This window comes from Rhodobacter xanthinilyticus, assembly GCF_001856665.1.
GTDB lineage: Bacteria > Pseudomonadota > Alphaproteobacteria > Rhodobacterales > Rhodobacteraceae > Rhodobacter > Rhodobacter xanthinilyticus.
The window spans coordinates 3,064,702-3,090,472 of the sequence record NZ_CP017781.1 but is presented as its reverse complement, the minus strand read 5'-3'; the positions used below and the strand labels follow the sequence as shown (position 1 = coordinate 3,090,472).

At 69.2% G+C, this 25,771-nt stretch carries 21 protein-coding genes; 16 read left to right on the top strand and 5 right to left on the bottom strand.

Annotation, left to right across the window (positions count from 1 at the left end):
- Nucleotides 1-55 precede the first annotated feature (55 nt).
- Together LPB142_RS15095 and LPB142_RS15090 are read left to right on the top strand one after the other, a co-directional pair.
- Entirely contained in the window at nucleotides 56-2,221 is a 2,166-nt protein-coding gene (locus LPB142_RS15095) for an esterase-like activity of phytase family protein (RefSeq protein ID WP_071166856.1), read from the top strand.
- Nucleotides 2,222-2,370: 149 nt separating this feature from the next.
- Nucleotides 2,371-3,291 carry a L,D-transpeptidase gene (locus tag LPB142_RS15090; protein WP_330390684.1) on the top strand — a complete coding sequence of 307 codons (921 nt, stop codon included), beginning with the start codon at nucleotides 2,371-2,373 and terminating at the stop codon, nucleotides 3,289-3,291.
- A gap of 36 nt (nucleotides 3,292-3,327) precedes the next feature.
- Here LPB142_RS15090 and LPB142_RS15085 read toward each other — a convergent pair whose 3' ends face one another.
- A complete protein-coding gene (locus LPB142_RS15085) occupies nucleotides 3,328-3,669 on the bottom strand; it encodes a cupin domain-containing protein (RefSeq protein ID WP_068765545.1) in 342 nt (113 codons plus the stop codon).
- A gap of 176 nt (nucleotides 3,670-3,845) precedes the next feature.
- Between LPB142_RS15085 and panB the strand changes: the two genes are divergently transcribed.
- Complete coding sequence (gene panB / locus LPB142_RS15080; RefSeq protein WP_068765494.1) at nucleotides 3,846-4,670, top strand: 3-methyl-2-oxobutanoate hydroxymethyltransferase; 825 nt, start codon at nucleotides 3,846-3,848, stop codon at nucleotides 4,668-4,670.
- Nucleotides 4,667-5,506, top strand: a complete 840-nt coding sequence (gene panC / locus LPB142_RS15075; RefSeq protein WP_071166855.1) for a pantoate--beta-alanine ligase — start codon at nucleotides 4,667-4,669, stop codon at nucleotides 5,504-5,506. The genes panB and panC overlap by 4 nt, the downstream gene beginning before the upstream one ends.
- Nucleotides 5,507-5,675: 169 nt before the next feature.
- Here panC and LPB142_RS15070 read toward each other — a convergent pair whose 3' ends face one another.
- A complete protein-coding gene (locus tag LPB142_RS15070) occupies nucleotides 5,676-6,494 on the bottom strand; it encodes a sulfotransferase family protein (RefSeq protein ID WP_068765492.1) in 819 nt (272 codons plus the stop codon).
- 148 nt (nucleotides 6,495-6,642) lie between these two features.
- Here LPB142_RS15070 and LPB142_RS15065 point away from each other — a divergent pair, with 148 nt between their 5' ends.
- From LPB142_RS15065 to LPB142_RS15045, 5 genes are all read left to right on the top strand, one after another.
- On the top strand, nucleotides 6,643-8,217 hold the full coding sequence (locus LPB142_RS15065) for a DUF5928 domain-containing protein (protein WP_068765491.1): 1,575 nt from the start codon (nucleotides 6,643-6,645) through the stop codon (nucleotides 8,215-8,217).
- An 11-nt stretch (nucleotides 8,218-8,228) separates the two neighbouring features.
- A complete protein-coding gene (locus LPB142_RS15060; RefSeq protein ID WP_068765490.1) occupies nucleotides 8,229-8,609 on the top strand; it encodes an HIT domain-containing protein in 381 nt (126 codons plus the stop codon).
- 104 nt (nucleotides 8,610-8,713) lie between these two features.
- Complete coding sequence (locus LPB142_RS15055) at nucleotides 8,714-8,899, top strand: zinc-finger domain-containing protein (RefSeq protein ID WP_068765544.1); 186 nt, start codon at nucleotides 8,714-8,716, stop codon at nucleotides 8,897-8,899.
- Between the two features lie 115 nt (nucleotides 8,900-9,014).
- Nucleotides 9,015-11,876, top strand: coding sequence for a DNA polymerase I (gene polA, locus LPB142_RS15050; protein ID WP_071166854.1), 2,862 nt, complete (start codon nucleotides 9,015-9,017; stop codon nucleotides 11,874-11,876).
- A gap of 160 nt (nucleotides 11,877-12,036) precedes the next feature.
- Nucleotides 12,037-12,951 (top strand): cation diffusion facilitator family transporter, encoded by a 915-nt coding sequence (locus LPB142_RS15045; protein ID WP_071166853.1) that lies wholly within the window; start codon nucleotides 12,037-12,039, stop codon nucleotides 12,949-12,951.
- Here LPB142_RS15045 and LPB142_RS15040 read toward each other — a convergent pair.
- Both LPB142_RS15040 and LPB142_RS15035 read right to left on the bottom strand, forming a co-directional pair.
- The gene (locus LPB142_RS15040; RefSeq protein ID WP_071166852.1) at nucleotides 12,941-13,693 is read right to left on the bottom strand and encodes a hydroxypyruvate isomerase family protein; all 753 of its coding nucleotides are present in this window, start codon (nucleotides 13,691-13,693) and stop codon (nucleotides 12,941-12,943) included. The two genes, LPB142_RS15045 and LPB142_RS15040, sit on opposite strands and share 11 nt — an antisense overlap.
- A 1-nt stretch (nucleotide 13,694) precedes the next feature.
- The gene (locus LPB142_RS15035) at nucleotides 13,695-14,288 is read right to left on the bottom strand and encodes a DUF1285 domain-containing protein (RefSeq protein WP_071166851.1); all 594 of its coding nucleotides are present in this window, start codon (nucleotides 14,286-14,288) and stop codon (nucleotides 13,695-13,697) included.
- Nucleotides 14,289-14,360: 72 nt separating this feature from the next.
- Here LPB142_RS15035 and LPB142_RS15030 point away from each other — a divergent pair, with 72 nt between their 5' ends.
- From LPB142_RS15030 to LPB142_RS15015, 4 genes are read left to right on the top strand one after another with little or no spacing between them, the layout of a single operon-like run.
- Nucleotides 14,361-15,371 carry an AAA family ATPase gene (locus tag LPB142_RS15030; RefSeq protein ID WP_071166850.1) on the top strand — a complete coding sequence of 337 codons (1,011 nt, stop codon included), beginning with the start codon at nucleotides 14,361-14,363 and terminating at the stop codon, nucleotides 15,369-15,371.
- Nucleotides 15,368-16,273, top strand: a complete 906-nt coding sequence (locus LPB142_RS15025; RefSeq protein ID WP_068765484.1) for a DUF58 domain-containing protein — start codon at nucleotides 15,368-15,370, stop codon at nucleotides 16,271-16,273. The genes LPB142_RS15030 and LPB142_RS15025 overlap by 4 nt, the downstream gene beginning before the upstream one ends.
- Nucleotides 16,270-19,011, top strand: a complete 2,742-nt coding sequence (locus tag LPB142_RS15020; RefSeq protein WP_071166849.1) for a DUF4159 domain-containing protein — start codon at nucleotides 16,270-16,272, stop codon at nucleotides 19,009-19,011. Before LPB142_RS15025 ends, LPB142_RS15020 begins: the two co-directional genes overlap by 4 nt.
- Nucleotides 19,008-21,101, top strand: a complete 2,094-nt coding sequence (locus LPB142_RS15015) for a hypothetical protein (protein WP_071166848.1) — start codon at nucleotides 19,008-19,010, stop codon at nucleotides 21,099-21,101. The genes LPB142_RS15020 and LPB142_RS15015 overlap by 4 nt, the downstream gene beginning before the upstream one ends.
- Before the next feature lie 90 nt (nucleotides 21,102-21,191).
- On the opposite strand, the gene LPB142_RS15010 is transcribed toward LPB142_RS15015, so the two are convergent.
- A complete protein-coding gene (locus tag LPB142_RS15010; protein WP_068765481.1) occupies nucleotides 21,192-21,893 on the bottom strand; it encodes a DUF599 domain-containing protein in 702 nt (233 codons plus the stop codon).
- A gap of 80 nt (nucleotides 21,894-21,973) precedes the next feature.
- Between LPB142_RS15010 and LPB142_RS15005 the strand changes: the two genes are divergently transcribed.
- From LPB142_RS15005 to glcF, 3 genes are read left to right on the top strand one after another with little or no spacing between them, the layout of a single operon-like run.
- Nucleotides 21,974-23,410, top strand: a complete 1,437-nt coding sequence (locus LPB142_RS15005) for an FAD-linked oxidase C-terminal domain-containing protein (RefSeq protein WP_071166847.1) — start codon at nucleotides 21,974-21,976, stop codon at nucleotides 23,408-23,410.
- The gene (locus LPB142_RS15000) at nucleotides 23,410-24,477 is read left to right on the top strand and encodes an FAD-binding protein (RefSeq protein ID WP_071167274.1); all 1,068 of its coding nucleotides are present in this window, start codon (nucleotides 23,410-23,412) and stop codon (nucleotides 24,475-24,477) included. Before LPB142_RS15005 ends, LPB142_RS15000 begins: the two co-directional genes overlap by 1 nt.
- Complete coding sequence (gene glcF, locus LPB142_RS14995) at nucleotides 24,477-25,760, top strand: glycolate oxidase subunit GlcF (RefSeq protein WP_071166846.1); 1,284 nt, start codon at nucleotides 24,477-24,479, stop codon at nucleotides 25,758-25,760. Before LPB142_RS15000 ends, glcF begins: the two co-directional genes overlap by 1 nt.
- Nucleotides 25,761-25,771 lie beyond the last annotated feature (11 nt).

The following is a 25,771-nucleotide window of genomic DNA, read 5'->3' as shown; positions in this document are numbered from 1 at the left end:
CGGAGATGTTACCGCGCCCGGGCATGGCTCCGCTCAGCAAATGACGGAGACACCGATGATGATGCGACTTTCGCTCGGGGCTGTGCTTGCCCTGACCACGGCTCTGCCCGCTGCGGCCGAGATGAGCTTCAACCGGGTGGCGGCTTTCGCGACGCCCCTGAACATGGCGGCGGGCGAAGACACCGCCCGCGCCACCTCCGCCGAGATCATCGCCGCGAGCGAGGACGGGATGCGGCTGGTTTACACCGACAGCCTGCTTGGCGTGATCGGCATGGTCGATATTGCCGAGCCTGCGGCGCCGAAGCCGCTTGGCGCGATCGACATGAAGGGCGAGCCGACCTCGGTTGCGGTGGTGGGCGACATGGCCTTTGTCGCGGTGAACACCTCGGAAAGCTATGTCGCGCCCTCGGGGCGGCTGGCGATGGTCGATCTGGGCAAGGGCGCGGAGGTCGGCTCCTGCGATCTCGGCGGCCAGCCCGATTCGGTGGCGCGCGCCAAGGATGGCAGCTTCCTCGCGGTGGCGATCGAGAATGAGCGCGACGAGGATCTGAACGATGGCGATCTGCCGCAGATGCCGGCGGGCTATCTGGTCAAGCTGCCGCTCAAGGCGGGTGTGGCGGATTGTGGCGCGGCTGAGCGGATCGAGCTCACCGGCCTTGCGGGCGTTGCGGGCGACGACCCGGAGCCCGAATTCGTTGACATCAACGCGCTCGGCGAGATCGTCGTGACGCTGCAGGAGAACAACGAGATCGTGGTGATCGGCGCCGATGGCAAGGTCGCGGGCCATTTCAGCGCGGGCACGGTCAGCCTCGAGGGGGTCGACACCAAGAAGGACGGCAAGCTCGATTTCACCGGCGCGCTCAGCGATATCCCGCGCGAGCCCGATGCGGTGAAATGGATCGACGAGGATCATTTCGCCACCGCCAACGAGGGCGACTGGAAGGGCGGCTCGCGCGGCTGGACGATCTTCAAGAAGGACGGCACCGTCGTCTATGACAGCGGCAACACCTTCGAGCGCGCGCTGGCCCAGATCGGGCATTTCCCCGAGGGCCGCGCCGCCAAGAAGGGCGTCGAGCCCGAATCGGTCGAGGTGGGCGCGTTCGACGGCCAGCCGCTGGTGTTCATCGGCTCCGAGCGCGGCTCGATCGTGGGCGTCTATGACGTGAGCGATCTCACCGCGCCGAAGCTCCTGCAGCTCCTGCCCTCGGGGGTCGGCCCGGAGGGCTATGCCGCGATCCCGGCGCGCGGGCTCTTGGTTTCGGCCAATGAGACCGACCTTGGCGAAGATGGCGGCGCGCGGGCGCATGTGATGATCTTTGCGCGCGCCGAGGCCGCGGCCTCCTATCCGACGATCACCTCGGCGGGCAGCGCCGAGCTGATCGGCTGGGGCGCGCTTTCGGGCCTTGCGGCGGATCCGGCGGAGCCGGGCAAGCTCTATGCGGTCTCCGACAGCGTTTATGGCGCGGCGCCGACGATCTTCACCCTCAATGCCACGCAAAAGCCCGCGAAGATCACCGGCGCGACCGTGGTCACGCGCGGCGGCGAGGCGGCGCAGCTGATGGATCTCGAGGGGATCACCCCCGATGGCGAGGGCGGGTTCTGGCTCGCCTCCGAGGGGCGGTCGGACAAGATGATCCCGCACGGGATCGTGCATGTCGATGCCAAGGGCAAGATCAAGGAACAGATCGGCCTGCCCGCCGAGCTCGCCGCCGCCGAGACGCGGTTTGGCTTCGAGGGGATCGCCAAGCTCGGCGAGACGCTCTGGATGGCGGTGCAGCGCGAATGGGCCGATGACCCGAAGGGCATGGTCAAGCTGGTGGCCTACAACACCGAGACCAAGGACTGGGGCGCGGTGCACTACCCGCTCGAGCCGAAGGGCGCGGGCTGGATGGGGCTTTCCGAGATCACCATCCGCGGCGATTACGCCTATATCGTCGAGCGCGACAACCAGCTGGGCGACCTCGCCAAGGTCAAGAAGATCTTCCGCGTGAAGCTCTCCGAGATGGTGCCGGCGGCGCTGGGCGGCGATCTGCCGGTGGTGACCAAGGAAGAGGTGCGCGACCTGATCCCCGATCTGGCGGGTTATGGCGGCTATATCGTCGACAAGGTCGAGGGCTTCACCATCGACGCCGCGGGCGAGGGCTTTGTCGTGACCGACAATGACGGGCTCGACGACAGCTCGGGCGAGACCTTCTTCTTCTCGATCGGCAAGGTCGAGTGAGGGGGCGGCGCGGGGCCCGGCTCCGCGCCACTTTTGCCACGCTCGGGGGCCGCAAGGCCCCGGGCATCTTGACGCGGGCGCGCGGGCTTGGGCAGATGCGTGAAAGGGCCAGTTGCTCGGCCCGGTGACGTTGCCAAGGATGCTGCCCCGTGATCCGACCCGTTTTGCGCGTTTTGCGCCCCGCTCTTCTTGTGTCCGCCCTCGCTGTCGCGCTCGCCGCCTGTGGCGCGCCGCAGACCGCGCCCACCGCGACGCCGAGCACCGCCAATATCCCGGCCGAATATCAGGCCCGCCCCGATGGCGATATCACCATCCCGGCGGTGAGCCCGGCCTATCTCAACGATCACAACCGCCGCCAATGGGTCGATTACAACGGCCCCGAGCGCGCGGGCACGATCGTTGTCGACCCCTATGCGCGCTATCTCTACCATGTCGTCGAGCCCGGCCGCGCGATGCGCTTTGGCGTGGCGGTCGGCAAGGCGGGCAAGGGTTTCAAGGGCAGCGCCACCGTGCGCCGCAAGGAGCAATACCCCTCCTGGACGCCGACCAAGAACATGGTGCGCAACGACCCCGATCTCTACGGGCCGCTCGCGGGCGGGCTGAAGGGCGGGCTCGACAACCCGCTCGGTGCGCGCGCGCTCTACCTCTACCGCGGCGGGCGCGACACGATGTATCGCATCCATGGCACGATGGACCCGAGCTCGATCGGGCGGGCGACCTCGGCGGGCTGCATCCGGCTGTTCAACCAGGACATCATCGACCTCTATGACGAGATGGATCTGGGCACGCCGGTGAAGGTGCGCACGCTCTCCGAGAGCCTCGAGCTCGAGGGCGAGATGGTCGAGCTGCACACCGGCTATCTCGTGCCCGCGACCGATACCGCCGCGATTGCGGCTGATCAGGCGGCTTGGGAGGCGGGGCAGATCGTCGACCCGGCGGTGGCCGAGGCGCAATCGCATGCGGCCGCGGTGGCGGCGGCGGAGGCCACGGCCGCGGGCAAGACCCCGGTGCCCTACGACCCGACGAAAAGTGCTGAAGAGCGCGAGGCGCTGTTGATCGGCGCGAATTGAGACGAGAGGCCCGGGCCGGCGCCCGGGCCTTTGCTTTCATCGGTAGAGGATGACGTAATCCTTGCGGATCGTCTCCAGCACCTCCCAGGTGCCGGTGAAGCCCGAGCGCATCACGAAGGAATCGCCCGCGCCGACCTCGAGGCGGGAGCCGTCATCGCCCTCGATCACCGCGCGGCCCTCATGGATGCGGCAATATTCCCATTCGGTCATGGTGACGCGCCATTTGCCCGGGGTCGAGGTCCAGATCCCGCAATAGAGGCCGGCGTCGTCCTCGAGGTTCCAGGTGGTGTGCAGCGGGTCGCCCGAGACCAGGGTTTCGGGCTCGGGGCGGGTGATTTCGGGCTCGATGGCGCCGATTTCGAGTTTTTCGAGAAGCATATCGTCCTTTTGGGTGGTGAGAGCCGGGGCGCCGCCCCGGACCCCGGGATATTTGGGCATCATTGAAGGGGGAAACGTGGCGGCATTCTCCCTCGGGGTGCCGCGGCGCGGCATAGTTATCTTTGCATTTCCGCGCGCGGAGGGCTAGGAGACGGGCAAGGGAGAAGGAGATTGCGATGAGCGCTACCGGAACCACGCGGCAGAAGATGCCGTCGGATATTGCGGCGATGAAGGGGCAGGCCCCGATCGTCTGCCTGACCGCTTACACCACCCCCATGGCGCGGATGATGGACGCCGAGGTCGATGTCGTCCTGGTGGGCGATTCGGTGGGCATGGTGCTGCATGGGCTGCCCTCGACGCTGGGCGTCACGATGGAGATGATGATCCTGCACGGGCAGGCGGTGGCGCGCGGGCTCGCCCAGGCGTGTCTGGTGATCGACATGCCGTTCGGGAGCTATGAGGAGAGCCCGGCGCAGGCGTTTCGCAACGCGGCGCGGCTGATGGCGGAGACCGGCGCGGGGGCGGTGAAGCTCGAGGGCGGGCAGCACATGGCCGAGACGATCGCGTTTTTGGTGGCGCGCGGGATCCCGGTGATGGCGCATATCGGGCTGACGCCGCAATCGGTCAACGTGTTTGGCGGCTACAAGGTGCAGGGGCGCGGCGACGATGGCGCGCGGCTGGTGCGCGATGCGCAGGCGGTGGCGAAGGCTGGGGCCTTTGCGGTGGTGCTCGAGAAGGTGCCGGCGAGTTTGGCCGACCGGATCACCGCGGAGATCGCGATCCCCACGGTGGGCATCGGCGCCTCGGCGGGCTGCGACGGGCAGGTGCTGGTGGTCGATGACATGCTCGGCCTCTTCACCGCGTTCAAGCCGAAATTCGTCAAGCGGTTCGGCAACTTGGGCGAGGCGGGGGCGGCGGCGATCGCGGCCTATGCGGCCGAGGTGCGCGCGCGCAGCTTCCCGGCGCCCGAACATGTGTTTGCCGACGAGGTGAAGAAATGACGCAGGTGATCCGCTCCTCGGCGGAGCTGCGCGACAAGGTTGCGGCGTGGAAGCGCTCGGGGATGCTGGTCGGGGTGGTGCCGACGATGGGGGCGCTGCATGACGGGCATATGAGCCTCGTGCGCGAGGCGCGCAAACAGTCGGACCGGGTGATCGTGACGATCTTCGTCAACCCGATGCAGTTCAACAACGCCTCCGATCTCGAGAAATATCCGCGCGACGAGGCCCACGATCTCGCGATGCTCGAGGCCGAGGGGGTGGATGTGCTCTTCGCGCCGGGGGTGGATGAGGTCTACCCCGACGGCTTCTCGACCAAGATCTCGGTCGCGGGGGTTTCCGAACCGCTGGAGGGCGCGTTCCGGCCGGGCCATTTCGACGGGGTGGCGACGGTGGTGGCCAAGCTCTTCGGCATGACCCAGGCGGGGCGGGCGTTCTTCGGCGAGAAGGATTGGCAACAGCTGCAGGTGGTGCGCCGGCTGGTGGCGGATCTCAACATCCCTGTGCGGATCATCGGCTGCCCGACGATCCGCGAGGCCGACGGGCTGGCGATGTCGTCGCGCAACGTGCGCCTGACCGAGGCGGAGCGCGCGCAGGCGCCGGCGCTTCATGCGATCATGCAGGCGGCGGCGGCGCGGATGCGCGCGGGCGTGAGCGTGCAGGGCGCGCTTCTCGATGCTCAGGCCGAGATCCTCGAGGCTGGCTTCCGGGAGGTCGAATATCTTGATCTGCGCACCGCAGAGGGGCTGCGCCCGGCGGCAGATCTTGCCGAGCCCGCGCGGATGCTGGTCGCGGCCTGGCTCGGCGATGTGCGCCTGATCGACAATATCGCGGTGTGAGCCGGGGCTGGGGGCGCTGCCCCCTCGCCCGTTCCGGGCTCACCCCCGGGATATTTGGACATCATTGAAGCGCAAAGCCTGATTTCAACGATGCGGAAATATCCTCGGGGGGTGAATGCCGGAGGCAGAGGGGGGCGGAAGGCCCCCCTGCGCGGGTGCAAAAGGCGCCTCAGTTCCCGAGTTTGGCGTGGACTTCGTCGAGATCGACTTCGCCGGTCGGCATCTTGTTGTCCGGGTCGTCGAAGTCGTATTTGAAGAGCTGGAAATCCTTCTTGTAGATTTCCCACACAAGATGGCGCGAGAGATCGTCGAAATACTCCGAGATCTTGTGGATGCGCTTCGGGCCATGGCCCTCGGATTCGTTGAACTTCGGGATCGCCTTGATATCGACCGGCACCGGGGTCTTCACATGATCGAGGACCGATTGCATGCCGTCGTTGAACTTCTCGGTGAAGAAGATGTTGTCGTAGCGCCCGCCGTTGACGATGAAGGTCGAGATATGGCCCGACATTGCGGACCAGTGGATATCGGGCTCCATCGGGCGGCGCCAGCGGATGGTGTCGCGCGCGAAGAGCAGGAAGCGGCGGAAGGATTTGATCTGGTCGAAGTCGAACCCGTCCTCGGGGCTGCCGACCTCGATGCCGTATTTCTGCACGAGCTGCGGCACGAGGTTGCCGCGGTAGCGTTTGCCGTTGCGCTGGATGCCGGCGATCTTGTCGAAGAACGAGCTCAGGATCCGGCCGTAGGGGTTGCGCACGCAGGTGAAGGCGTAGCTCTTGTGGCCCTTCACATTCTGCTCGATCGGTTTCTGGCTCTCGGCCTGGGACCATTTGTGCAGCCCCGCGGTCGAGTCGTGAATGTCGCCATCAAAGAAACGACCGTGATCGGAATAGAACATGATCTGCCCGATCGAGGAGCAGGCGCATTTCGGGACGACCCGATAGACCATGCTCTCGCTCTCGGTCATCCACGTGCCGGGAAAACCCATTTATCAGCCTCCGTTATCGCCGCGCCCCCGGATCGAAACCGCAGCGTAATAATTACATCCTAAAAATCAAAGAACCTCTGTCATTTCAACGTCCTTTGACGCTATCAAGGCAGATAATGACTGAACCAGACCCCGGCTTGTTTCCGATATGGCAAAAATCGCCTTCATCTTGCTGACCCACAAGGACCCTGACGGGATCATCAAACAGGCGGAGCGGCTGACGGCAACGGGCGATTATGTCGCGATTCATTTCGATGCGCGGGCGAAGGCGGCCGATTACGCGCGCATCCGCGATGCGCTCGACTCGAACCCCTCGGTGGCCTTTGCCCGGAAGCGGCTGAAATGCGGCTGGGGGGAGTGGAGCCTCGTCGGCGCGACGCTCGAGGCGGTCAAGGCCGCGGTCGAGGCCTTCCCGGATGCGACGCATTTCTACATGCTCTCGGGCGATTGCATGCAGATCAAGACCGCCGAATACGCCCATGAGTTCCTCGAGCGCGAGGATGTCGACTATATCGAGAGCTTCGATTTCTTCGCCTCCGACTGGATCAAGACCGGGATCAAGGAGGAGCGGCTGATCTACCGCCACTGGTTCAACGAACGCGGGCGGAAATGGTTGTTTTACAAGAGCATGGAGCTGCAGCGCGCCCTGGGGCTCGCGCGTCGGGTGCCTGAGGACATCCAGATGATGATCGGCTCGCAATGGTGGTGCCTGCGCCGGCGCACGGTCGAATGGGTGCTCGATTTCTGCCGCGAGCGGCCCGATGTGATGCGGTTCTTCCGCACCACCTGGATCCCCGACGAGACGTTTTTCCAGACCATCGTGCGCCATGTCGTGCCCGAGCGCGAGATCCGCACCCGCACGCTGACCTTCCTGATGTTCACCGATTACGGGATGCCGGTGACCTTCTACAACGACCATTACGACCTGCTGCTCGCGCAGGATTTCCTCTTCGCGCGCAAGATCAGCCCGGATGCGGCGGAGCTGAAGGCGCGGCTCGGGCTCTTGTGGGGCGAGCGGGGCGTGGCCTTTCCGCGCTCGAACGAGGGGCGGGCGCTGTTCACCTTCCTCTCCGGGCGCGGGCGCATCGGGCGGCGGTTCGCGCCGCGCTTTTGGGAGACCGAATCGAGCCTCGGCCGCGGCCGGCAGCTCTTCATCCTTGTCTGCAAGAAATGGCATGTCGCCAAACGTCTCGTCGACCAGATCCGCGCGCGCACCGATCTGCCGGCGGTCGAATATCTCTTCAACGAGGAGGGCGGCTTGCCCGATCTGGGCGGCATCGAGCGCACCGTCGAGAAGCGCAACCGCCATCGCCGCGCGCTCCTGCGGATGCTCTACGACCATTTCAAGGACGAGCGGCTGATCCTCTGTCTCGATCCGGCGGCTTTCGACTTGATGCAGGATTTCACCGGCGACAAGGCCGAGGCGCGGATCCTCGAGATCGAATGTGACTTCACCGATGATTATCTGATCGGCCATGCCCAGCGGGTCGGCCTCGCCGGCGCCGAGACCCCGCGCGAGGTGATCGACCAGCTCTTGCCGACGATCCGCTATGATCTGAAGTTCGAGAGCGACCGGATCCGCGACGCGGAATTCCCGAAATTCGAGCGTATCCGCCAGAGTGCCTCGGTCGAGGCCAATGGCGCGGCGCTCGCGCGGTTTCTCGGCATCGACGAGGGGCTTGCGCGCGAGATCATGGCGACCGATTATCTGTTCGTCGATTGAGGAGACCTGCCGTGGCCTATGTCTATGATCCGAGCAATATTTTCGCGCGCATCCTGCGCGGCGAGATCCCGAACAACACGGTTCTCGAGACCGATCACACGCTCGCTTTCCGCGATATCGCGCCGCAAGCGCCCGATCATGTGCTGGTGATCCCGAAGGGGCCTTATGTGACCTTCGATCACTTCATCAACGAAGCCCCCGAGGCCGAGATCGTCGATTTCTACCGCACCGCGGGGCAGGTCTGCAAAGTGCTCGGCATCGAGCCCGGCCATGGCGGCGCGGGGTTCCGCGCGATCACCAATTCGGGCGAGAACGGCGTGCAGGAAGTGCCGCATTTCCACCTCCATATCCTCGCCGGGCGCAACCTCGGCCGGATGCTCGGCCGCGGTTGAGCCCCTTGCCGGGGCGCGCGGGGGCTCTTGCCCCGTGCGCCCCAATCGCTAATATGCGCGGCCAAATGGCGCAGCCGCGCCGCATCGCCAGCCGGAGCCAGCCCATGAGCCTTGCCGCCCCCGAGACCCAAGTCGTGACCACCTGGAAAGTCGCCTGCGACGGCGGCGAAGGCGCGCTCGGCCATCCGCGCGTCTATCTGACCATCCCGCATGACAGCGGCGAGGTCGAATGCCCCTATTGCGACAAGAAATTCGTCATCGACCGCGATCACGCGCATGATGACCACTGAGCGGCGCTGATCGCGCGCGCGGGGCGGCCTTCGGGCCGCCTTTTTCATTGCCCTTTCGGGTTTTCGCGCCCGCGCGGCTGTGGCACAACGAACCGTCACGGCAACGGAGGGTCCCATGGCGTTTGGCAAAGGCTGTCACCTGCATCTGATCGACGGTTCGGCCTTCATCTTCCGCGCCTATCACGCGCTGCCGCCGCTGACGCGCAAATCCGATGGCCTGCCGGTGGGCGCGGTCGCGGGCTTTGCCAACATGCTCTTCAAATATATCGAGGACGCGTCCGGCCCCGATGCGCCGACCCATGCGGCGGTGATTTTCGACCATAGTTCCAAGACCTTCCGCAACGAGATCTACCCCGCCTACAAGGCCAACCGCCCGCCTGCGCCCGAGGATCTGCGCCCGCAGTTCCCGCTGACCCGCGAGGCCACGCGCGCCTTCAACCTGCCCTGTCTCGAGACCGAGGGGTTCGAGGCCGATGACATCATCGCCACGCTCGCGCGCGAGGCCCGCGAGGCCGGCGGGCGGGTCACGATCATCTCGTCGGACAAGGATCTGATGCAGCTCGTCGGCGGCGGCGTCGAGATGCTCGACGCGATGAAGAACAAGGTGATCGGCCCCGATGAGGTGGTCGAGAAATTCGGCGTCGGGCCCGAGCGGGTGATCGATGTGCAGGCGCTGGCGGGTGATTCGGTCGATAACGTGCCCGGCGCGCCGGGGATCGGGCTGAAGACCGCGGCGCTTTTGATCAACGAATACGGCGATCTCGAGACCCTGCTTGCGCGCGCCGAGGAGATCAAGCAGCCCAAGCGCCGCCAGACCCTGATCGACTTCGCCGAGCAGATCCGGGTCTCGAAACGGCTCGTCACGCTCGAGGATCACGCGCCGCTGCCGGTGGCGCTCGACAGTCTCGAGATCCGCGACCCGGAGCCCGAGGTGCTGATGAACTTCCTCAATGAGATGGAGTTCCGCACGCTGACGAAGCGGGTGGCGGATAAATTCGGCGTGGCGGCGCCGACCTTGCCCGCGATCGCGCCGGGCGGCGGGGCCGATGCCGCCGAGCGCTGGGCGCGGGGGGCGGCCCCGGCCGCGCCCGCCGCGCCGGTCGCTGCGCCCGAGGCGCCGTTCGACACCGCCGCCTATACCGCGATTTCGACGCGCGAGGAGCTCGCCCGCTGGCTCGAGGCGGCGCGGGCGGAGGGCGTGCTCGCCGTCGATACCGAGACCACCTCGCTCGATGAGATGCGCGCCGAGCTGGTGGGGGTGTCGCTTGCGCTCGCGCCCGGCCGCGCGGCCTATATCCCGCTGGGCCATCGCGCGGGGGGCGACGATCTCTTCGGCTCGGCCGAGCTCGCGCCCGGGCAGATGCCGATGGAGGAGGCGCTCGCGCTTCTCAAGCCCGTGCTCGAGGACGACAGTGTCCTCAAGATCGGCCAGAACATGAAATATGATCTGAAGATCCTCGCCCGCCACGGCATCCGCGTCGCGCCCTTCGATGATACGATGCTGATGAGCTATGCGATGTTCTCGGGGCTGCATGGGCACGGGATGGACGAGCTCTCCGAGCGCTATCTCGACCACCGGCCGATCCCGATCAAGGAGCTGATCGGCTCGGGCAAGAGCCAGATCACCTTCGACCGCGTGCCGGTGGATAAGGCCGTCGCCTATGCCGCGGAGGATGCCGATATCACGCTGCGGCTGTGGCGCCGGTTCCGCCCGATGCTCGCACCCGCGCGCGCCACGACGATCTATGAGACCGAGGAGCGGCCGCTCGTGCCGGTGCTCGCCGAGATGGAGATGGCGGGGGTGCGCGTCGATACCTCGGTGCTCGCGCGGATGTCGAACGCTTTCGCGCAGAAGATGGCCGGGCTCGAGGCCGAGATCGCCGAGATCGCGGGCCAGCCCTTCAACGTGGGCTCGCCCAAGCAGCTCGGCGAGATCCTGTTCGACCAGATGGGCGTGCCCGGCGGGCAGAAGGGCAAGACCGGCGCCTATGGCACCGGCGCCGATGTGCTCGAGGATATCACCACGATGGAGGGCCAGCCGGTGGCGGCGCGGCTCGCCTCGGCGGTGCTCGACTGGCGCGCGATCTCGAAGCTGAAATCGACCTATACCGACGCGCTGCAGGGCCATCTCAACCCCGAGACCGGGCGGGTGCACACCTCCTATTCGATCGCCGGGGCGAACACCGGGCGCCTCGCCTCGACCGACCCGAACCTGCAAAACATCCCGGTGCGCTCCGAGGAGGGCCGCCGCATCCGCGAGGCCTTTGTCGCGGGGCCGGGGATGCGGATCGTCTCGCTCGATTACAGCCAGATCGAGTTGCGCATCCTCGCCCATGTCGCCGATCTGCCGGAGATGAAAGAGGCCTTCCGCCAGGGCGTCGACATCCACGCGATGACCGCCTCGGAGATGTTCGGCGTGCCGGTCGAGGGGATGGACCCGGGTGTCCGCCGCCAGGCCAAGGCGATCAATTTCGGGGTGATCTACGGGATCTCGGGCTTCGGGCTCGCGCGCAACCTGCGTATCCCGCGCGCCGAGGCGCAGGGCTTCATCGACCGCTATTTCGAGCGCTTCCCCGGCATCCGGCGCTACATGGACGACACCATCGCCTTCGCGAAAGAACACGGTTACGTCGAGACCCTGTTCGGCCGGCGCATCCACACCCCCGAGATCAACGCCAAAGGCCCCGGCGCAGGCTTTGCCAAACGCGCCGCGATCAACGCGCCGATCCAGGGCGCGGCGGCAGATGTGATCCGCCGCGCGATGGTGCGCATGCCCGAGGCGATCGCGGGCCTGCCCGCCAAGATGCTCCTGCAGGTCCATGACGAACTGATCTTCGAGGTCGAGGCGGGTGCCACCGGCGCGCTGATCGAGACCGCCCGCCGCGTGATGGAAGGCGCCGCCGACCCGGCGGTCCGCCTCTCCGTGCCGCTTGTCGTCGATGGCGGCGAGGGGGCGAGCTGGGCCGAGGCGCATTGACCCCGCCGCCCCGCAGGCGGAGAGTGCGGCTGCCTCCGGCGGGGATATTTCCGCATCGTTGAAGAGCGGGCCTCTTTCCGTTTCAATGATGCACAAATATCCCGGGGGAGGCCGCAGGCCGGGGGCAGCGCCCCCAGAACGCGCGCGAAAGGATCTCGACATGGCGCATGATCACCACGGCCACCACCACCCGCACGCCGATCATGGCGACCGGCAGGTGGCCTTCGCGGTGGCGATCAACGTGCTTTTGACCGTCGCGCAGGTGATCGGCGGCTATCTCGCGGGCTCGGTCGCGCTGATCGCCGACGGGGTGCATAATTTCTCCGATGCGGCGGCCTTGGTGCTGGCCTTTGGCGCGCGGCGGATCGCGCGGCGGGCGCCCGATGCGGCGATGAGCTTCGGCTATGGCCGGGCCGAGGTGGTGGCGGCCTTGGTCAATTATGTTGCGCTGATCCTTGTCGCTCTTTGGCTTCTGGCCGAGGCCTTGGGGCGGATGGCCAACCCGCCCGAGGTCGAGGGCTGGGTGGTGGTCTGGCTCGCGGGGCTCGCGCTCGTCATCGATCTGGGCACCGCCGCGCTCACCTTCCGGCTCTCGCGCGAGAGCCTGAACATCCGCGCGGCCTTCCTGCACAACCTCGCCGATGCCGGGGCCTCGGTCGCGGTGATCCTGGGCGGGGTGGTGATCTTGCTCTGGGATTGGCGGCTCGTCGATCCGATCCTGACGATCGGCATCTCGGCCTTCATCCTGTGGCATGTGGTGGCTGATCTCGGGCCGGTCCTGCGGATCCTGATGCTCGGCGCGCCGCGTCATCTCGACGAGGCCGAGGTCGCCGCGCGGCTCGGGGGGCTTGCGGGGGTCGAGGAGGTCCATCACCTCCATCTCTTCGAGATCGAGGAGGGGCGCGCCGCGCTCGAGGTGCATCTGGTGCTCGCCGAGGGGGCCGATTTCGCGCCGCTGATCGCGCAGGCGAAGGCGATGCTCGCGGCGGAGTTCGGGCTCGCCCATGCGGTGATCGAGCCCGAGACCCGCGCGGGGGGCTGCGCCGACCCGGAGGGCGCCTGTCTCAGGCGGTGAGCCAGCCGAGCCCGTCTTCGGTGCGCGCGGCGGGGTTGTATTCGCCGCTGACGTAGCCCTTGTAGCCGCCCTTGTCCAAGGCCTTGAAAAACGCCGGATAATCGATCGCGCCTTTCACCGGCTCATGGCGCCCCGGGTAGCCCGCGACCTGCACATGCACCGCCCGCGCGCCGTATTTCGCCCAGGCCCCCGCGGCATCCTCGGTCAGCATCTGTGCGTGATAGGCGTCGAATTGCAGGTTCAGGTTCGCCGCCCCCACCGCATCGAGCACCTCGATCGCCAGATCGAAACTGTCGAGGAAATAGCCCGGCATGTCATGGCGGTTGATCGGCTCGATCGTCAGGCTCCAGTTCGGCGCCCGCGCCGCGGCCCATTTCAGGTTCTCGATATAGGTCTGGCGCGCCACCGCGCCCTCGGCCTTGCCCGCCATGATATGGATATGGCGCGGCTTGAGCACCTCGGCAAAGCGCAGCGCGCGGTCGAAATCGCGGCGAAACCGCGCCTCGAGGCCGGGCACCGCGGCAAAGCCGCGCTCGCCGCCCGCGTAATTGGGCGGCGGCACGTTCATCAGCGCGAAGGTGAGGTCGTTCATCACCAGCTGATAGCGCAGCTCCTGCGCGGAATTGTCATAGGGAAAGAGGATCTCGACCGCATCGAAGCCCGCGGCCTTGGCGGCGGCGAAGCGCTCCATCATCGGGCGCTCGGTGAACAACATGGTCAGGTTGGCGCAGAATTTCGGCACGTCAAAGATCCGCCATCGGAATGATCGGGAAGAAGGCGCCGCCCGAGCGCAGGCCGAGCCACTCGGCGCCGTCATGGGCCCCCGGCGTGGCGATATCGACGAGCCGGTAGAAGGTCTTGCGGTCGATCAGCGCCTCGAGGCCCGCGCGCACCATCACATAGGGCGAGGGCTCGCCATCGGCCGCGCGGGTGACGCGGATCGGGTGCTCGGGGCCGGCGGTGACCTCGTCGCCGACATTGGTGGTGAAGGTCAGGCTCTGGCCCTCGCCCGCGCCCGAGACGGTGCAATCGACCGCCACGAAGGGCGCGTCGACCACCCGGATGCCGACTTTCTCGACCGGCGTGACGAGGAAATACTTGCCCTCCTCGCGCTTCAGGATCGAGGCGAAGAGCCGCACCAGAGGCGCCCGCCCGATCGGCGTGCCGAGATAGAACCAGGTGCCATCGCGGCGGATCTCCATGTCGAGATCGCCGCAAAATGGCGGGTTCCACAGGTGCACGGGCGGCGGGCCCTTCTTCGTGGCGCGGGTGGCGGCCGCGGCCAGCCCCTCGGCGGAGGGCTTCACGGCATTTTGTGTCGGCTCGGTTTCGGTCATCTGCTCTTTGCGGTTGGGTCCGGGGCGGATATCTGTTTGAGTTGAGACTATAGCGTCGAGGGAGCGTTTGTCATGTCCGAGCCGGTCGATCTGGTTGCCGAAATCGAAATGCTGGGCGCGAAACTCGCCGCCGCGCGGGCCTCGATCAACCGCCGCTTCATCGGCCAGGAGCGGGTGGTGGAGCTGGTGCTCGCCTCGCTGCTCTCGGGGGGGCATGCGCTCCTTGTCGGTCTGCCGGGGCTCGGCAAGACGATGCTGGTCGAGACGCTCTCGACGGTGATGGGGCTGTCCTCGAGCCGGATCCAGTTCACCCCCGACCTGATGCCTGCCGATATCTTGGGCTCCGAAGTGCTCGAGACCGCAACCGATGGCAGCCGGGCGTTCCGCTTCCTCGAGGGGCCGGTGTTCTGCCAGCTCCTGATGGCCGATGAGATCAACCGCGCGAGCCCGCGCACGCAATCGGCGCTTCTGCAGGCGATGCAGGAGCGTGAGGTCACCGTCGCGGGGGTGCATCACCCGCTCGGCCGGCCCTTCCATGTGCTCGCCACGCAAAACCCGATCGAGCAGGAGGGCACCTATCCGCTCCCCGAGGCGCAGCTCGACCGCTTCCTCGTGCAGATCGATGTCGACTACCCCGACCGCGCGACCGAGCGCGAGATCCTGCTCGCGACCACCGGCGCCGAGGAGGGCGCGGCGGTTGCCGTCTTCACGCCCGAGGAGCTGATCGCGGCGCAGGCGCTGGTGCGGCGGATGCCGGTGGGCGAGCGCGTCGTCGAGGCGATCCTCGATCTCGTGCGGGCCTGCCGCCCGGGCGAGCCCGAGGCCGCGGGCATCGCGCGTGACGCGCTGGCCTGGGGGCCGGGCCCGCGGGCGGCGCAGGCGCTCATGCTCACCGTGCGCGCCCGCGCCCTGATCGAGGGGCGGCTTGCGCCCTCGGTCGAGGATGTGCTCGCGCTCGCGCGGCCGGTGCTCAGCCACCGGATGGCGCTCAACTTCGCGGCGCGGGCGCGCGGCGAGACCGTCTCGGCGGTGATCGCGCGCGTCGCGGCCGAGGTCTCGGGCCTTGCCGAGGCGGCCGAGTGAGCCTTCCGCCGCCCGATCCTGCGCTCGATCTGCGCCGCGCGGCCGAGGCCGAGGCGGGGGCGCTGCCGGCGCTCTTGCTCGCGGCCGAGCATCTGGCGGCGACGGTGCAGGGCGGCGGCCATGGCCGGCGCCGGGCCGGCGCGGGCGAGGAGTTCTGGCAATATCGCGCCGCCCATGCGGGCGATGCGGCGCGGTTCATCGACTGGCGCCGCTCGGCGCGGTCGGATGCGCAATTCGTCCGCGAACGCGAATGGCAGCTCGCGCAATCGGTGCATCTGTGGGTCGATGACGCGGCCTCGATGCGGTTTTCGGGCGCCCCCGAGGGCGCGCGCGCCCGCCCCGAGAAAGCCGCCCGCGCGCGGCTTTTGGCGCTGGCGCTGGGCGTCCTGATGATCCGCGCGGGCGAGCGGGTGGGGCTCACGGGCCCGCTTGTGCCGCCGCGCCCGGGGCGCGCGCAGCTCCTCGCGCTCGCCAGCCATCTGAGCGCCCCCGCCCCGGCGGGCGAGTATGGCGCGCCCGAGGTGGCGGGCGTGTCCTCTGGCGCGCGGGCGGTGTTTCTCTCCGATTTCCTCGGCGATCTCGCCCCGCTCGAGGCGGCGCTGGGCGCGCTTGCGGGGCGCGGGGTTTCGGGCGTCCTGATGCAGGTTCTCGACCCGCTCGAGGAGGAATTTCCCTTCGAGGGCCGCACGGTCTTCGAGAGCATGACCGGGGCGCTGAGCCATGAAACCCGCGAGGCCGGCGCGCTGCGGGCGCGCTATCTCGCGCGGCTGGCGGAGCGGCGCGCGGCGCTCGCGTCGCTGGCCCGCGCGGCGGGGTGGCAATTTTCGACCCATCACACCGGGGCGCCCGCGCAGGGCGCGCTGTTGTGGCTCTGGGCGGCGCTTGAGCGGGGGGCGCGATGACCGTTCTCGGCCCGCTCGGCTTTACCGCGCCCTGGCTTTTGCTCGGGCTTCTGGCGCTGCCGGTGCTGTGGTTTTTGCTGCGCGCGGTGCCGCCCGCGCCGGTGCGGCGGCGCTTCCCCGGGGTGGCGCTGCTGCTTGGCCTCGCCGATGAGGAGGCGCAGGCCGAGCGCACGCCCTGGTGGCTTTTGCTCCTGCGGATGGCGGCGCTCGCGGCGGTGATCCTCGGCTTTGCGGGGCCGGTCCTGAACCCGGCGGTCGAGGCCGCGCCGGGCGGGCGGCTCTTGATTGTCGAGGATGGTTCCTGGGCCTCGGCGCGCGATTGGCCCGCCCGCGCCGAGCGGATGGAGCGCGCGCTCACCGAGGCCGCGGCGGCCGGGCGCCCGGCGGCGGTCTTGATCCTCACCGATCCCCCCGGCGGCGCGCCGGCGTTCACCGATGCGGGCGATCTCGCCGCGCAGCTCCCTGGTCTTGCGCCCAAACCCTGGGAGCCCGGCGCCGCCGCGCCGCCCCCGCCCGAGGGCGCGTTCGAGACGCTCTGGCTCTCCGACGGGCTCGCGCGCGAGGGGCGCGAGGCGCTTGCCCGCGCGCTTTTGGCGCGCGGTGCGCTGCATGTCTGGCAGCCCGAGGCGCCGGTGCTCGCGCTGGGCCGCGCGCGGGTCGAGGGGGCCGAGGTTGTCGTGCCGCTCAAGGCCTCCGCCGCGCCGCTCACGCCGCTCGATCTGCGCGCGGTCGGCCCCGATCCGGCCGGGGTGGAGCGCGAGCTTGCCCGGCTCAGCCTCGCGCCGGGCGAGGCCGAGGCGCGGTTCGATCTGCCGCCCGAGCTGCGCAACCGCGTCGCGCGGTTCGAGATCGCGGGGCTGCGCAGCGCGGGGGCGGTGAGCCTGACCGATGATGCGGTGAAGCGGCGCAAGGTCGCGTTGGTGGGCGCGGGGCCCGCGCGCGAGGGGCTCGCGCTTCTCGATCCGCTCCATTACCTGCGCGAGGCGCTCGCGCCCTCGGCCGATCTGCTCGAAGGCGCGCTCGAGGATATGCTCGCGGCCAAACCCGATGTGATCGTGCTGGCCGATAGCGCGCCCGGGCCCGCCGCCGACCGGCTCGCCGAATGGGTCGAGGAGGGCGGGCTTCTCCTGCGCTTTGCCGGGCCGCGGATGGCGGCCGAGGATGCGGCGGCCGATCCGCTCTTGCCGGTGCGGATCCGGGCGGGCGGGCGCACGGTCGGCGGCGCGATGAGCTGGGGCGCGCCGCGCAAGCTCGCGCCCTTCGCGCCGGGCTCGCTCTTCGCCGGGCTCGCCGTGCCCGAGGAGGTCGAGGTGCGCGCGCAGCTGATGGCCGAGCCCGGCCCCGAGCTCGCCGAGCGCAGCCTCGCGAGCCTTGCCGACGGCACGCCGCTGATCACCCGCGCGGCCTTCGGGACGGGCGAGATCGTGCTTTTCCATGTCACCGCCAATGCCGAATGGTCGAGCCTGCCGCTCTCCGGGCTCTTCCCGCAAATGCTTGCGCGGCTTGCGATTTCGGCGCGGGGCGCGGCGGCGCCGGGGGGGAGCGAGCTCGCCGGGCGGGTCTGGCAGCCGCTGCGGCTCGTCGATGCGTTTGGCCAGGTGTCGGGGGCCGAGGCGGCCGCCGGGGTCGCGGGCGAGGATCTCGCCGAGGCGCTCAGCGCGGGCCCGGGCGCGGCGACCCCGCCGGGGATTTACGCCGCCGAAGGCCGGGCGGTGGCGCTCAACGCGGTGCCGGAGGGGCGCGCGCTCGCGCCCGCCACCTGGCCCGCCGGGGCGCAGCGCGAGGTCGCGAGCGCGCTCGCGCCGATGCCGCTCAAAGGCGCGGCGCTCGGGCTTGGGCTCGGGCTTTTGCTCCTCGACATCCTCGCCGCGATGGCGGTGTCGGGGCGGCTGCGGGGGCCACGCGGCGCGGCGCTCGGGCTTCTTCTCCTCGCGCTTTGGCCCGTGCTCTGGCCAGTGCCCGGGGCCCGCGCCGAAGACGCCATGCCCGAGGAGCGCGCGATCGCCGCGGCCTCGAATGTCGTGCTCGCCGCGATGCCGTCGGGCGACGCCGAGGTCGACCGAATCGCGCTCGCCGGGCTGCGGGGGCTCTCCGATACGCTCGCGATGCGCACCACGGTCGAGCCCTCCGAGCCGATGCAGATCGACCTCGCGCGCGATGATCTGGCGCTCTTTTCGCTGATCTACTGGCCGGTGACCGCGGGCCAGCCCGCGCCGAGCCCCGAGGGTTATGCCAAGCTCAACCGCTATCTGCGCGGCGGCGGCATGATCCTCTTCGACACCCGCGACGCCGATCTCGCCGAGATGAGCGCGACCCCGGCGGGCCAGCGCCTGCAGGCCCTCGCCGCGCCGCTCGATATCCCGCCGCTCGAGCCGATCCCGCCCGATCATATCCTCACCCGCACCTTCTATCTGCTGCAGACGTTCCCCGGCCGCTATGATGGCTCGATCTGGGTCGAGGCTGCGCCGCCTGAGGCCGCCGCCGCCGAGGGGATGCCGTTTCGCCAGCTCAACGACGGGGTGACGCCGGTGGTGATCGGCGGCAATGACTGGGCCGCGGCCTGGGCGCAGGATGCGCGCGGGATGCCGATGTTCCCGGTCGGGCGCGGGCTCTCGGGCGAGCGTCAGCGCGAGGTCGCGCTGCGCTTCGGGGTCAATCTGGTGATGCATGTGCTGACCGGGAATTATAAGTCCGATCAAGTGCATGTGCCCGCGCTTTTGGAAAGGTTGGGGCAATGAGCGCCGTCTCGCTGGGGTTTTCGCCGCTCTTGCCCTGGGCGGTTCTGGCGGTGCTGGCGGCGCTTGCGGCGGGGCTCGTCGCGCTCGCGGTCTGGCGGCGCCAGCCGGGCGCGAGCCTGCGCGCGCTCGCCGCGATGGCGCTTCTGGCGGCGCTCGCGGGGCCCGCGGCGCTGCGCGAGGATCGCGCGGCGCTCAAGGATATCGTGGTGCTGCTCGATGACCGCACGGCCTCGCAAAGCCTCACCGACCGCCCCGCCCAGACTGATGCCGCGCTCGCCGATCTGAGCGCGCAGATCGCCGCGCGCCCGGGGCTCGAGCTGCGCCGCGTCACGCTTGGCGATGGGCCGGAGAACACCGGCACGCGCCTTGGCGCCGCGCTCGCCGAGGCGCTGGCCGCCGAGCCGCGCGGCCGCGTCGCCGGCGTGATCGCGCTCACCGATGGCCAGGCCCATGACGCCGCCCTCGCCCCCGACCTGCCCGCGCCGCTGCAGATCCTGCTCACCGGCCACCGCGCCGATTGGGATCGCCGGCTCGTCATCGAAACCGCCCCCGCCTTCGGCATCATCGGCGAGGCGCTCTCGATCCGGCTGCGCATCGAGGATCTCGGGCCGCGCCCGGCGCGCATCCCCGCCCGCGCGCAGATCTCGATCGCGATCGATGGCGCCGCGCCGCAGGACTATGAGGTCGAGACCGGCCGCGATCTCGAGCTGCCGCTGACGCTCGAGCATGGCGGGCAGAACGTCGTGCAATTCACCGTCGCCGCCGCGCCGGGCGAGCTGACCGAGGCCAACAATTCCGCGGTGGTGCAGATCAACGGCGTGCGCGATCGGCTGCGCGTGCTCCTCGTCTCGGGCGAGCCGCACCCGGGCGAGCGCACCTGGCGCAACCTCTTGAAATCCGACCCGGGCGTCGATCTGGTGCATTTCACCATCCTGCGCCCGCCGGAAAAGCAAGATGGCGTGCCGGTCTCCGAGCTCTCGCTGATCGCCTTCCCGACGCGCGAGCTCTTCATCGACAAGATCGACCAATTCGACCTGATCATCTTCGACCGCTACGGCGAGCGCGGCATCCTGCCCGCAAATTACTTCGAGAATATAACGCGTTACGTCGAGAACGGCGGCGCGATCCTGGTCTCGGCGGGGCCGGAATTCGCCACCGTCGAGAGCCTCTGGCAGACCGATCTCGCCGCGATCCTGCCCGCGCGGCCCACCGGGCGGGTGTTCTCCGAGCCCTATCTGCCGCGCCCGACCGAGCTTGGCCTGCGCCACCCGGTCACCGCGGGGCTGACCGGCGCGCCGCCGGTTTCGGGGGCGGCGGAGGGCGCGCATTGGGGCCGCTGGCTGCGCCAGATCGAGCTCACCGCGCCGAGCGGCGAGGTGGTGCTGAAAGGCGCGCGCGAGGCGCCGCTTCTGGTGCTCGCACGCGCGGGCAAGGGGCGGGTGGCGCTTCTGGCCTCCGATCATCCCTGGCTGTGGGACCGCGGCTATGAGGGCGGCGGGCCGCAGCTCGAACTGCTGCGCCGCATCGCGCATTGGGAGATGAAAGAGCCCGATCTCGAGGAGGAAGCGCTTTATGCCGAGCTCGAGCCGGGCAGCCTCGCGCTGACCGTGGTGCGGCGCACGATGGCGCCCACCGCCGCGCCGGTGACGGTGACGGGGCCGGATGGCAAGATGGTCGAGCTCGCGCTGCGCGAGGCGGGCGCGGGGCGGTTCAGCGCGACCTGGGTGGCGCCGGGGCCGGGGCTCTACCGGCTCAAGGAGGGCGATCTCGAGCGCGTCGTGGCGCTCGGCCCGGCGAGCCCGCGCGAATTTGAAAACCCGATCCCCTCGGGGGCGCCGATGGCGGCGGCGGTCAGGGCCTCGGGCGGCGGGGTGAGCTGGCTCGAGGACGGGGTGCCGAGCCTGCGGGAGGTGCGCCCGGGGCGGGTCTCGGCGGGGGCCGGCTGGATCGGGATCACCCCGCGCGGCGCCTCCGATCTGCTCGAGGTGCGGCGCAGCCCGCTTCTGCCGGAATGGGCGTGGCTCGTGATCGCGGCGGGGCTCGCGGTGGCGGCCTGGGCGCGCGAAGGGCGGCGGCTGCGGCGGGTCTGAGGGCGGATTTGCGTATTTGGTCAAAGAAGAAGCGTGAGGGGTTTCTTCTTGGCCTAAATACGCCCCCGCCGGAGGCGTCCGACAGATCTCTCAGGCGGGCGGGTTTTCGAGAAGCGCCTGCCGTGCCACCGAGGCGAATTCGCGCCGCCAGAGCATCCCGAAGGTGAACAGGCTCGCCCCGATCAGCGCCCAGGGCCCGAGCAGCCAGGCGAGCGAGGCCAGCGCGAAATAGACCGCGCGCAGGCCGCGGTTGAAGCTTTTCGCGGCATTGATGTTGAGGCGCGCGGCCTGCTCGGCGCGGGGATAGGCGAGCGGGTCGGTGGCATCATTGGGCACCGCCGCCATCGCGATTGCGGCATAGGAAAACAGCCGGTGCGACCAGACGAATTTCAAGAACGCATTCGCCCCGAACAGAACCGCGGTGAGGATCCGCGTCTCCCAAAGCAGTTTCGGCCCCGAGGCGAGCGCGAATTCCTGTGCGAGATCGGTGAGTTGTTCGGGGTTGCCGATCAGCGCGAGGCCGCCGCCGATCGCGATCAGCGCGGTCGAGGCGAAGAAGGTCGTCGATTGGCGCAGCCCGTCGATCATCGCGCTGTCGAAGATCCGCGGCTGGCGGGTGACGAGCTGGCGCATCCATTCCCGGCGGTAGCCCTCCATCAGCTTGCCGACCGAGGGGCGATGGGCGGGCGGGTGCTCGGTCAGGTGCCCGATCAGCAGCCAGGCGCCGACGAGGGTGACCAGCGCGGTCAGGTCAAGGGGCCCGAGCGGGCCGATATGGAAGGTCTCGATCATGGTGTGAGCCTAGCCGAGCGCCGTCGCGCTTGCCAGATGGCATGATTGGTTATAATTTCTGACCGGACGGGAGGAAAACCATGGATATGCCCAGCCCCAACGCGCGCGTTCTGGCGCGCAAGGCCGAGATCGTGGCGCGGCTGCGCGCCGCTTTGCCCGCCGATGCGGTGATCGACGCGCCGGAGGCCACGCGCGCTTATGAATGCGATGCGCTCTCGGCCTATCGCTGCGCGCCGATGGCGGTGGTCTTGCCGCGCACGACGGCGCAGGTTGCGGCGGTGCTGAAGATCTGTGCGGCGGAGGGCGTGCCGGTGGTGCCGCGCGGCGCGGGCACGAGCCTTGCGGGCGGCGCGATGCCCTCGGCGGATTCGGTCGTTCTGGGGCTCGCGCGGATGAACCGGGTGCTCGAGGTCGATTATGCCGACCGGGTGATCCGGGTCGAGGCGGGGCGCACGAACCTCTCCGTCACCGGCGCGATCGAGGGCGAGGGGTGGTTTTACGCGCCCGACCCCTCGAGCCAGCTCGCCTGCGCGATCGCGGGGAATATCGCGATGAACTCGGGGGGCGCGCATTGTCTGAAATATGGGGTGACGACGAACAACCTGCTGGGCGTGACGCTCGTCACCATGGCGGGCGAGGTGGTCGAGATCGGCGGGCCCTATGCGGATGCGGGGGGGCTCGATCTGCTCGGGCTGATCTGCGGCTCGGAGGGGCAGCTCGGCGTGGTGACCGAGGCCTGGCTCAGGATCTTGCCCAAACCTGAGGGCGCGCGGCCGGTTCTGATCGGGTTTTCCGCCAATGAGATCGCGGGCGCCTGTGTCGCCGATATCATCCGCGCGGGCGTTTTGCCGGTCGCGATCGAGTTCATGGACCGGCCCTGCATCGTCGCGACGGAGGCCTTTTGCCACGCGGGCTACCCCGATTGCGAGGCGCTTTTGATCGTCGAATGTGAGGGTTCGGAGGCCGAGATCGCCGAGCAGCTCGGGCTGATCCGCGAGATCGCGGCGCGCCATGACCCGGTCGAATTCCGCGAGGCGCGCGACGCCGAGGAAGCGCGCAGGATCTGGCTTGGCCGCAAATCGGCCTTCGGCGCGATGGGGCAGATGGGCGATTACATGTGTCTCGACGGCACGATCCCGGTCTCGAGCCTGCCCGAGGTCTTGCGCCGGATCGGGGCGCTCTCGCGCGAGTATGGGCTTGAAGTTGCGAATGTTTTTCACGCCGGCGATGGCAATATGCACCCGCTGATCCTCTACAACGCCAACGCGCCCGGCGAGCAGGAGCGCTGCGAGGCGCTTGGCGCGGAGATCCTCAAGCTCTGTGTGGCGGTGGGCGGCTGTCTGACCGGCGAGCATGGCGTGGGGATCGAGAAGCGCGATCTGATGGAGGTGCAATTCGCGCCCGAGGATCTGGAGGCGCAGATGCGGGTGAAGGATGTGTTCGACCCGGGCTGGCTGTTGAACCCGGCCAAGGTGTTTCCGCTGCATGTGAGCGCGGCGCGGCGGGGGGCGATGTGATGCGGGTGACCTGTGAGGCGGATCTGGCCGAGGCGATCCGCGGGGCGCGAGCGCCGCTTGCGGTCCGCGGTGGCGGCACGCGGGGCGGCGCGGCGGCGGGGCTCGAGGTCGCGATTTCGGGGATCTCGCTTTATGAGCCGGGCGCGCTCACGCTGATCGCCGGGGCGGGCACGCCCCTGGCCGAGATCGAGGCGGCGCTCGCGGCGGAGGGGCAGCGGCTGCCCTTCGAGCCGGCGCGCTGGGGCGGGCTTCTGGGCCTTGCGGGCGAGAGCACGATCGGCGGCGTGGTGGCGGCGAATGTCTCCGGGCCGCGGCGCGTGCAGGCCGGCGCCTGCCGCGACAGCCTGATCGGGGTGCGCTTTGTCGACGGCACCGGCACGGTGGTCAAGAACGGCGGGCGGGTGATGAAGAACGTCACCGGCTATGATCTGGTGAAGCTGATTGCGGGCAGCCATGGCGCGCTCGGCGTCTTGAGCGAGGTTGCGTTCAAGCTCCTGCCCGCGGCGCCGGCGCAGGCGACGGTGGCGATGGATCTGGCGCCGGGCGCGGCGGTGGCGGCGCTGGCGGCGGCGCTGGGCTCGCCCTTCGATGTCTCGGGGGCGGGCTGGTTGCCCGGGGTCGGCGCGATCGTGCGGGTCGAGGGGCTGGCGCGCTCGGTCGCCTATCGGGCCGAGCGGCTGACCGCGCTTCTGGCGCCGTTTGGCGCGCGGCAGATCGAGGGCGCGGGGCTCTGGGCGGACCTCGCCGAGGTGCGGCCTTTCCATGGCCGCGCGGGCGATCTCTGGCGGCTCTCGATCCGGCCCTCGCAGGCGCCCGAGGTCGTGGCGCGGATCACCGCGGCGGGCGGCGAGGTGGTGCTCGATTGGGGCGGCGGTCTCGTCTGGGCGCGGATGCCCGAGGGCGCCGATCTGCGCGCGCTCGCGGCGCCCTACAGCGGCCACGCGACCTGCCTGCGCGGGGCCGCGCCGCGCTTTGAACCCGAACCCGCCGCCGTCGCCGCGCTCAGCCGCGCGCTGCGGGCGCGCTTTGACCCGCGCGGCATTTTTACCCCGGAAGGCGCGCTCTGATGCAGACGAATTTCACCCAGGACCAGCTCGCCGACCCCGGCCTTGCGCGCGCCAACGAGATCCTGCGCGCCTGTGTGCATTGCGGGTTTTGCACAGCGACTTGCCCGTCTTATCAAGTGCTTGGCGATGAGCTCGACAGCCCGCGCGGGCGCATTTACCTGATCAAGGAGATGCTCGAGACGGGCCGGCCCGCCGACGCCGAAACCGTGCGCCATATCGACCGCTGCCTGAGCTGTCTGGCCTGCATGACGACCTGCCCCTCGGGGGTGCATTACATGCATCTGATCGACCACGCCCGCGCCCATGTCGAGAAGACCTATCGGCGGCCGCTTCTCGACCGGCTGTTGCGCTTTGCGCTGGCCAAGATCGTGCCCTATCCGGGGCGGTTCCGGCTTGCGATGCGCGGCGCGCGGCTCGCGCGGCCCGTCGCGCGGCTTCTGCCCGATGCGCGGCTCAAGGCGATGGTGGCGATGGCGCCGCCAGTGCTGCCCAAACCTTCCGAGAGCGACCGCCCGCAGGTCTTCGCCGCGATCGGCGAGCGGCGGCACCGGGTCGCCTTGCAGATCGGCTGTGCGCAGCGCGCGCTCGATCCCGATATCAACGACGCCACGATCCGGCTCCTGCGGCGGCTTGGCTGCGAGGTGGTGATCCCCAAGAATTTGGGGTGCTGCGGCGCGCTTTCGCATCATATGGGGCGCGCGAGCGAGAGCCACGCCCAGGCCGCGCGCAATATCCGCGCCTATCTGGCCGCCGGGCCGCTCGATGCGGTGATCATCAACACCTCGGGCTGCGGCACCACGGTCAAGGATTACGGGCATATGTTCCGCACCGGGCCGCTCGCCGCGGAGGCGGCCGAGGTGGCGGGGCTCGCGCTCGATATCTCCGAGTTTCTCCAGCAGATCGGCCTGCCCGAGGGCGCGCCGAAGGGGCTGCGGGTGGCCTATCACGCGGCCTGTTCGCTGCAACACGGCCAGCAGGTCAAGACCGCGCCGAAGGATCTGTTGAAACGGGTGGGTTTCGAGGTGGTGGAGCCCGCCGACAGCCATCTGTGCTGCGGATCGGCGGGGACGTATAACCTGCTGCAGCCCGAGATTTCGGCCGAGCTGAAGGCGCGCAAGGTCGCCACCCTCGAGGCGCGGCGCCCGCAGGTGATCGCGGCGGGGAATATCGGCTGCATGATCCAGATCGGCTCGGGCACGGCCGTGCCGGTGGTGCATACGGTCGAGCTTCTCGATTGGGCGACCGGCGGGCCGAAGCCGCGCGCGCTCGCGGATCTGCCTTAATCTCGCCGCAG

Coding starts and splice junctions, on each gene's coding strand:
- panC (WP_071166855.1), top strand. CDS start 4,667: ATGACGCAGGTGATCCGCTCCTCGGCGGAGCTGCGCGACAAGGTTGCG.
- polA (WP_071166854.1), top strand. CDS start 9,015: ATGGCGTTTGGCAAAGGCTGTCACCTGCATCTGATCGACGGTTCGGCC.
- LPB142_RS15065 (WP_068765491.1), top strand. CDS start 6,643: ATGGCAAAAATCGCCTTCATCTTGCTGACCCACAAGGACCCTGACGGG.
- LPB142_RS15055 (WP_068765544.1), top strand. CDS start 8,714: ATGAGCCTTGCCGCCCCCGAGACCCAAGTCGTGACCACCTGGAAAGTC.
- LPB142_RS15085 (WP_068765545.1), bottom strand. CDS start 3,669: ATGCTTCTCGAAAAACTCGAAATCGGCGCCATCGAGCCCGAAATCACC.
- panB (WP_068765494.1), top strand. CDS start 3,846: ATGAGCGCTACCGGAACCACGCGGCAGAAGATGCCGTCGGATATTGCG.
- LPB142_RS15010 (WP_068765481.1), bottom strand. CDS start 21,893: ATGATCGAGACCTTCCATATCGGCCCGCTCGGGCCCCTTGACCTGACC.
- LPB142_RS15015 (WP_071166848.1), top strand. CDS start 19,008: ATGAGCGCCGTCTCGCTGGGGTTTTCGCCGCTCTTGCCCTGGGCGGTT.
- LPB142_RS15070 (WP_068765492.1), bottom strand. CDS start 6,494: ATGGGTTTTCCCGGCACGTGGATGACCGAGAGCGAGAGCATGGTCTAT.
- LPB142_RS15045 (WP_071166853.1), top strand. CDS start 12,037: ATGGCGCATGATCACCACGGCCACCACCACCCGCACGCCGATCATGGC.
- LPB142_RS15095 (WP_071166856.1), top strand. CDS start 56: ATGATGATGCGACTTTCGCTCGGGGCTGTGCTTGCCCTGACCACGGCT.
- LPB142_RS15035 (WP_071166851.1), bottom strand. CDS start 14,288: ATGACCGAAACCGAGCCGACACAAAATGCCGTGAAGCCCTCCGCCGAG.
- LPB142_RS15005 (WP_071166847.1), top strand. CDS start 21,974: ATGGATATGCCCAGCCCCAACGCGCGCGTTCTGGCGCGCAAGGCCGAG.
- glcF (WP_071166846.1), top strand. CDS start 24,477: ATGCAGACGAATTTCACCCAGGACCAGCTCGCCGACCCCGGCCTTGCG.
- LPB142_RS15000 (WP_071167274.1), top strand. CDS start 23,410: ATGCGGGTGACCTGTGAGGCGGATCTGGCCGAGGCGATCCGCGGGGCG.
- LPB142_RS15020 (WP_071166849.1), top strand. CDS start 16,270: ATGACCGTTCTCGGCCCGCTCGGCTTTACCGCGCCCTGGCTTTTGCTC.
- LPB142_RS15030 (WP_071166850.1), top strand. CDS start 14,361: ATGTCCGAGCCGGTCGATCTGGTTGCCGAAATCGAAATGCTGGGCGCG.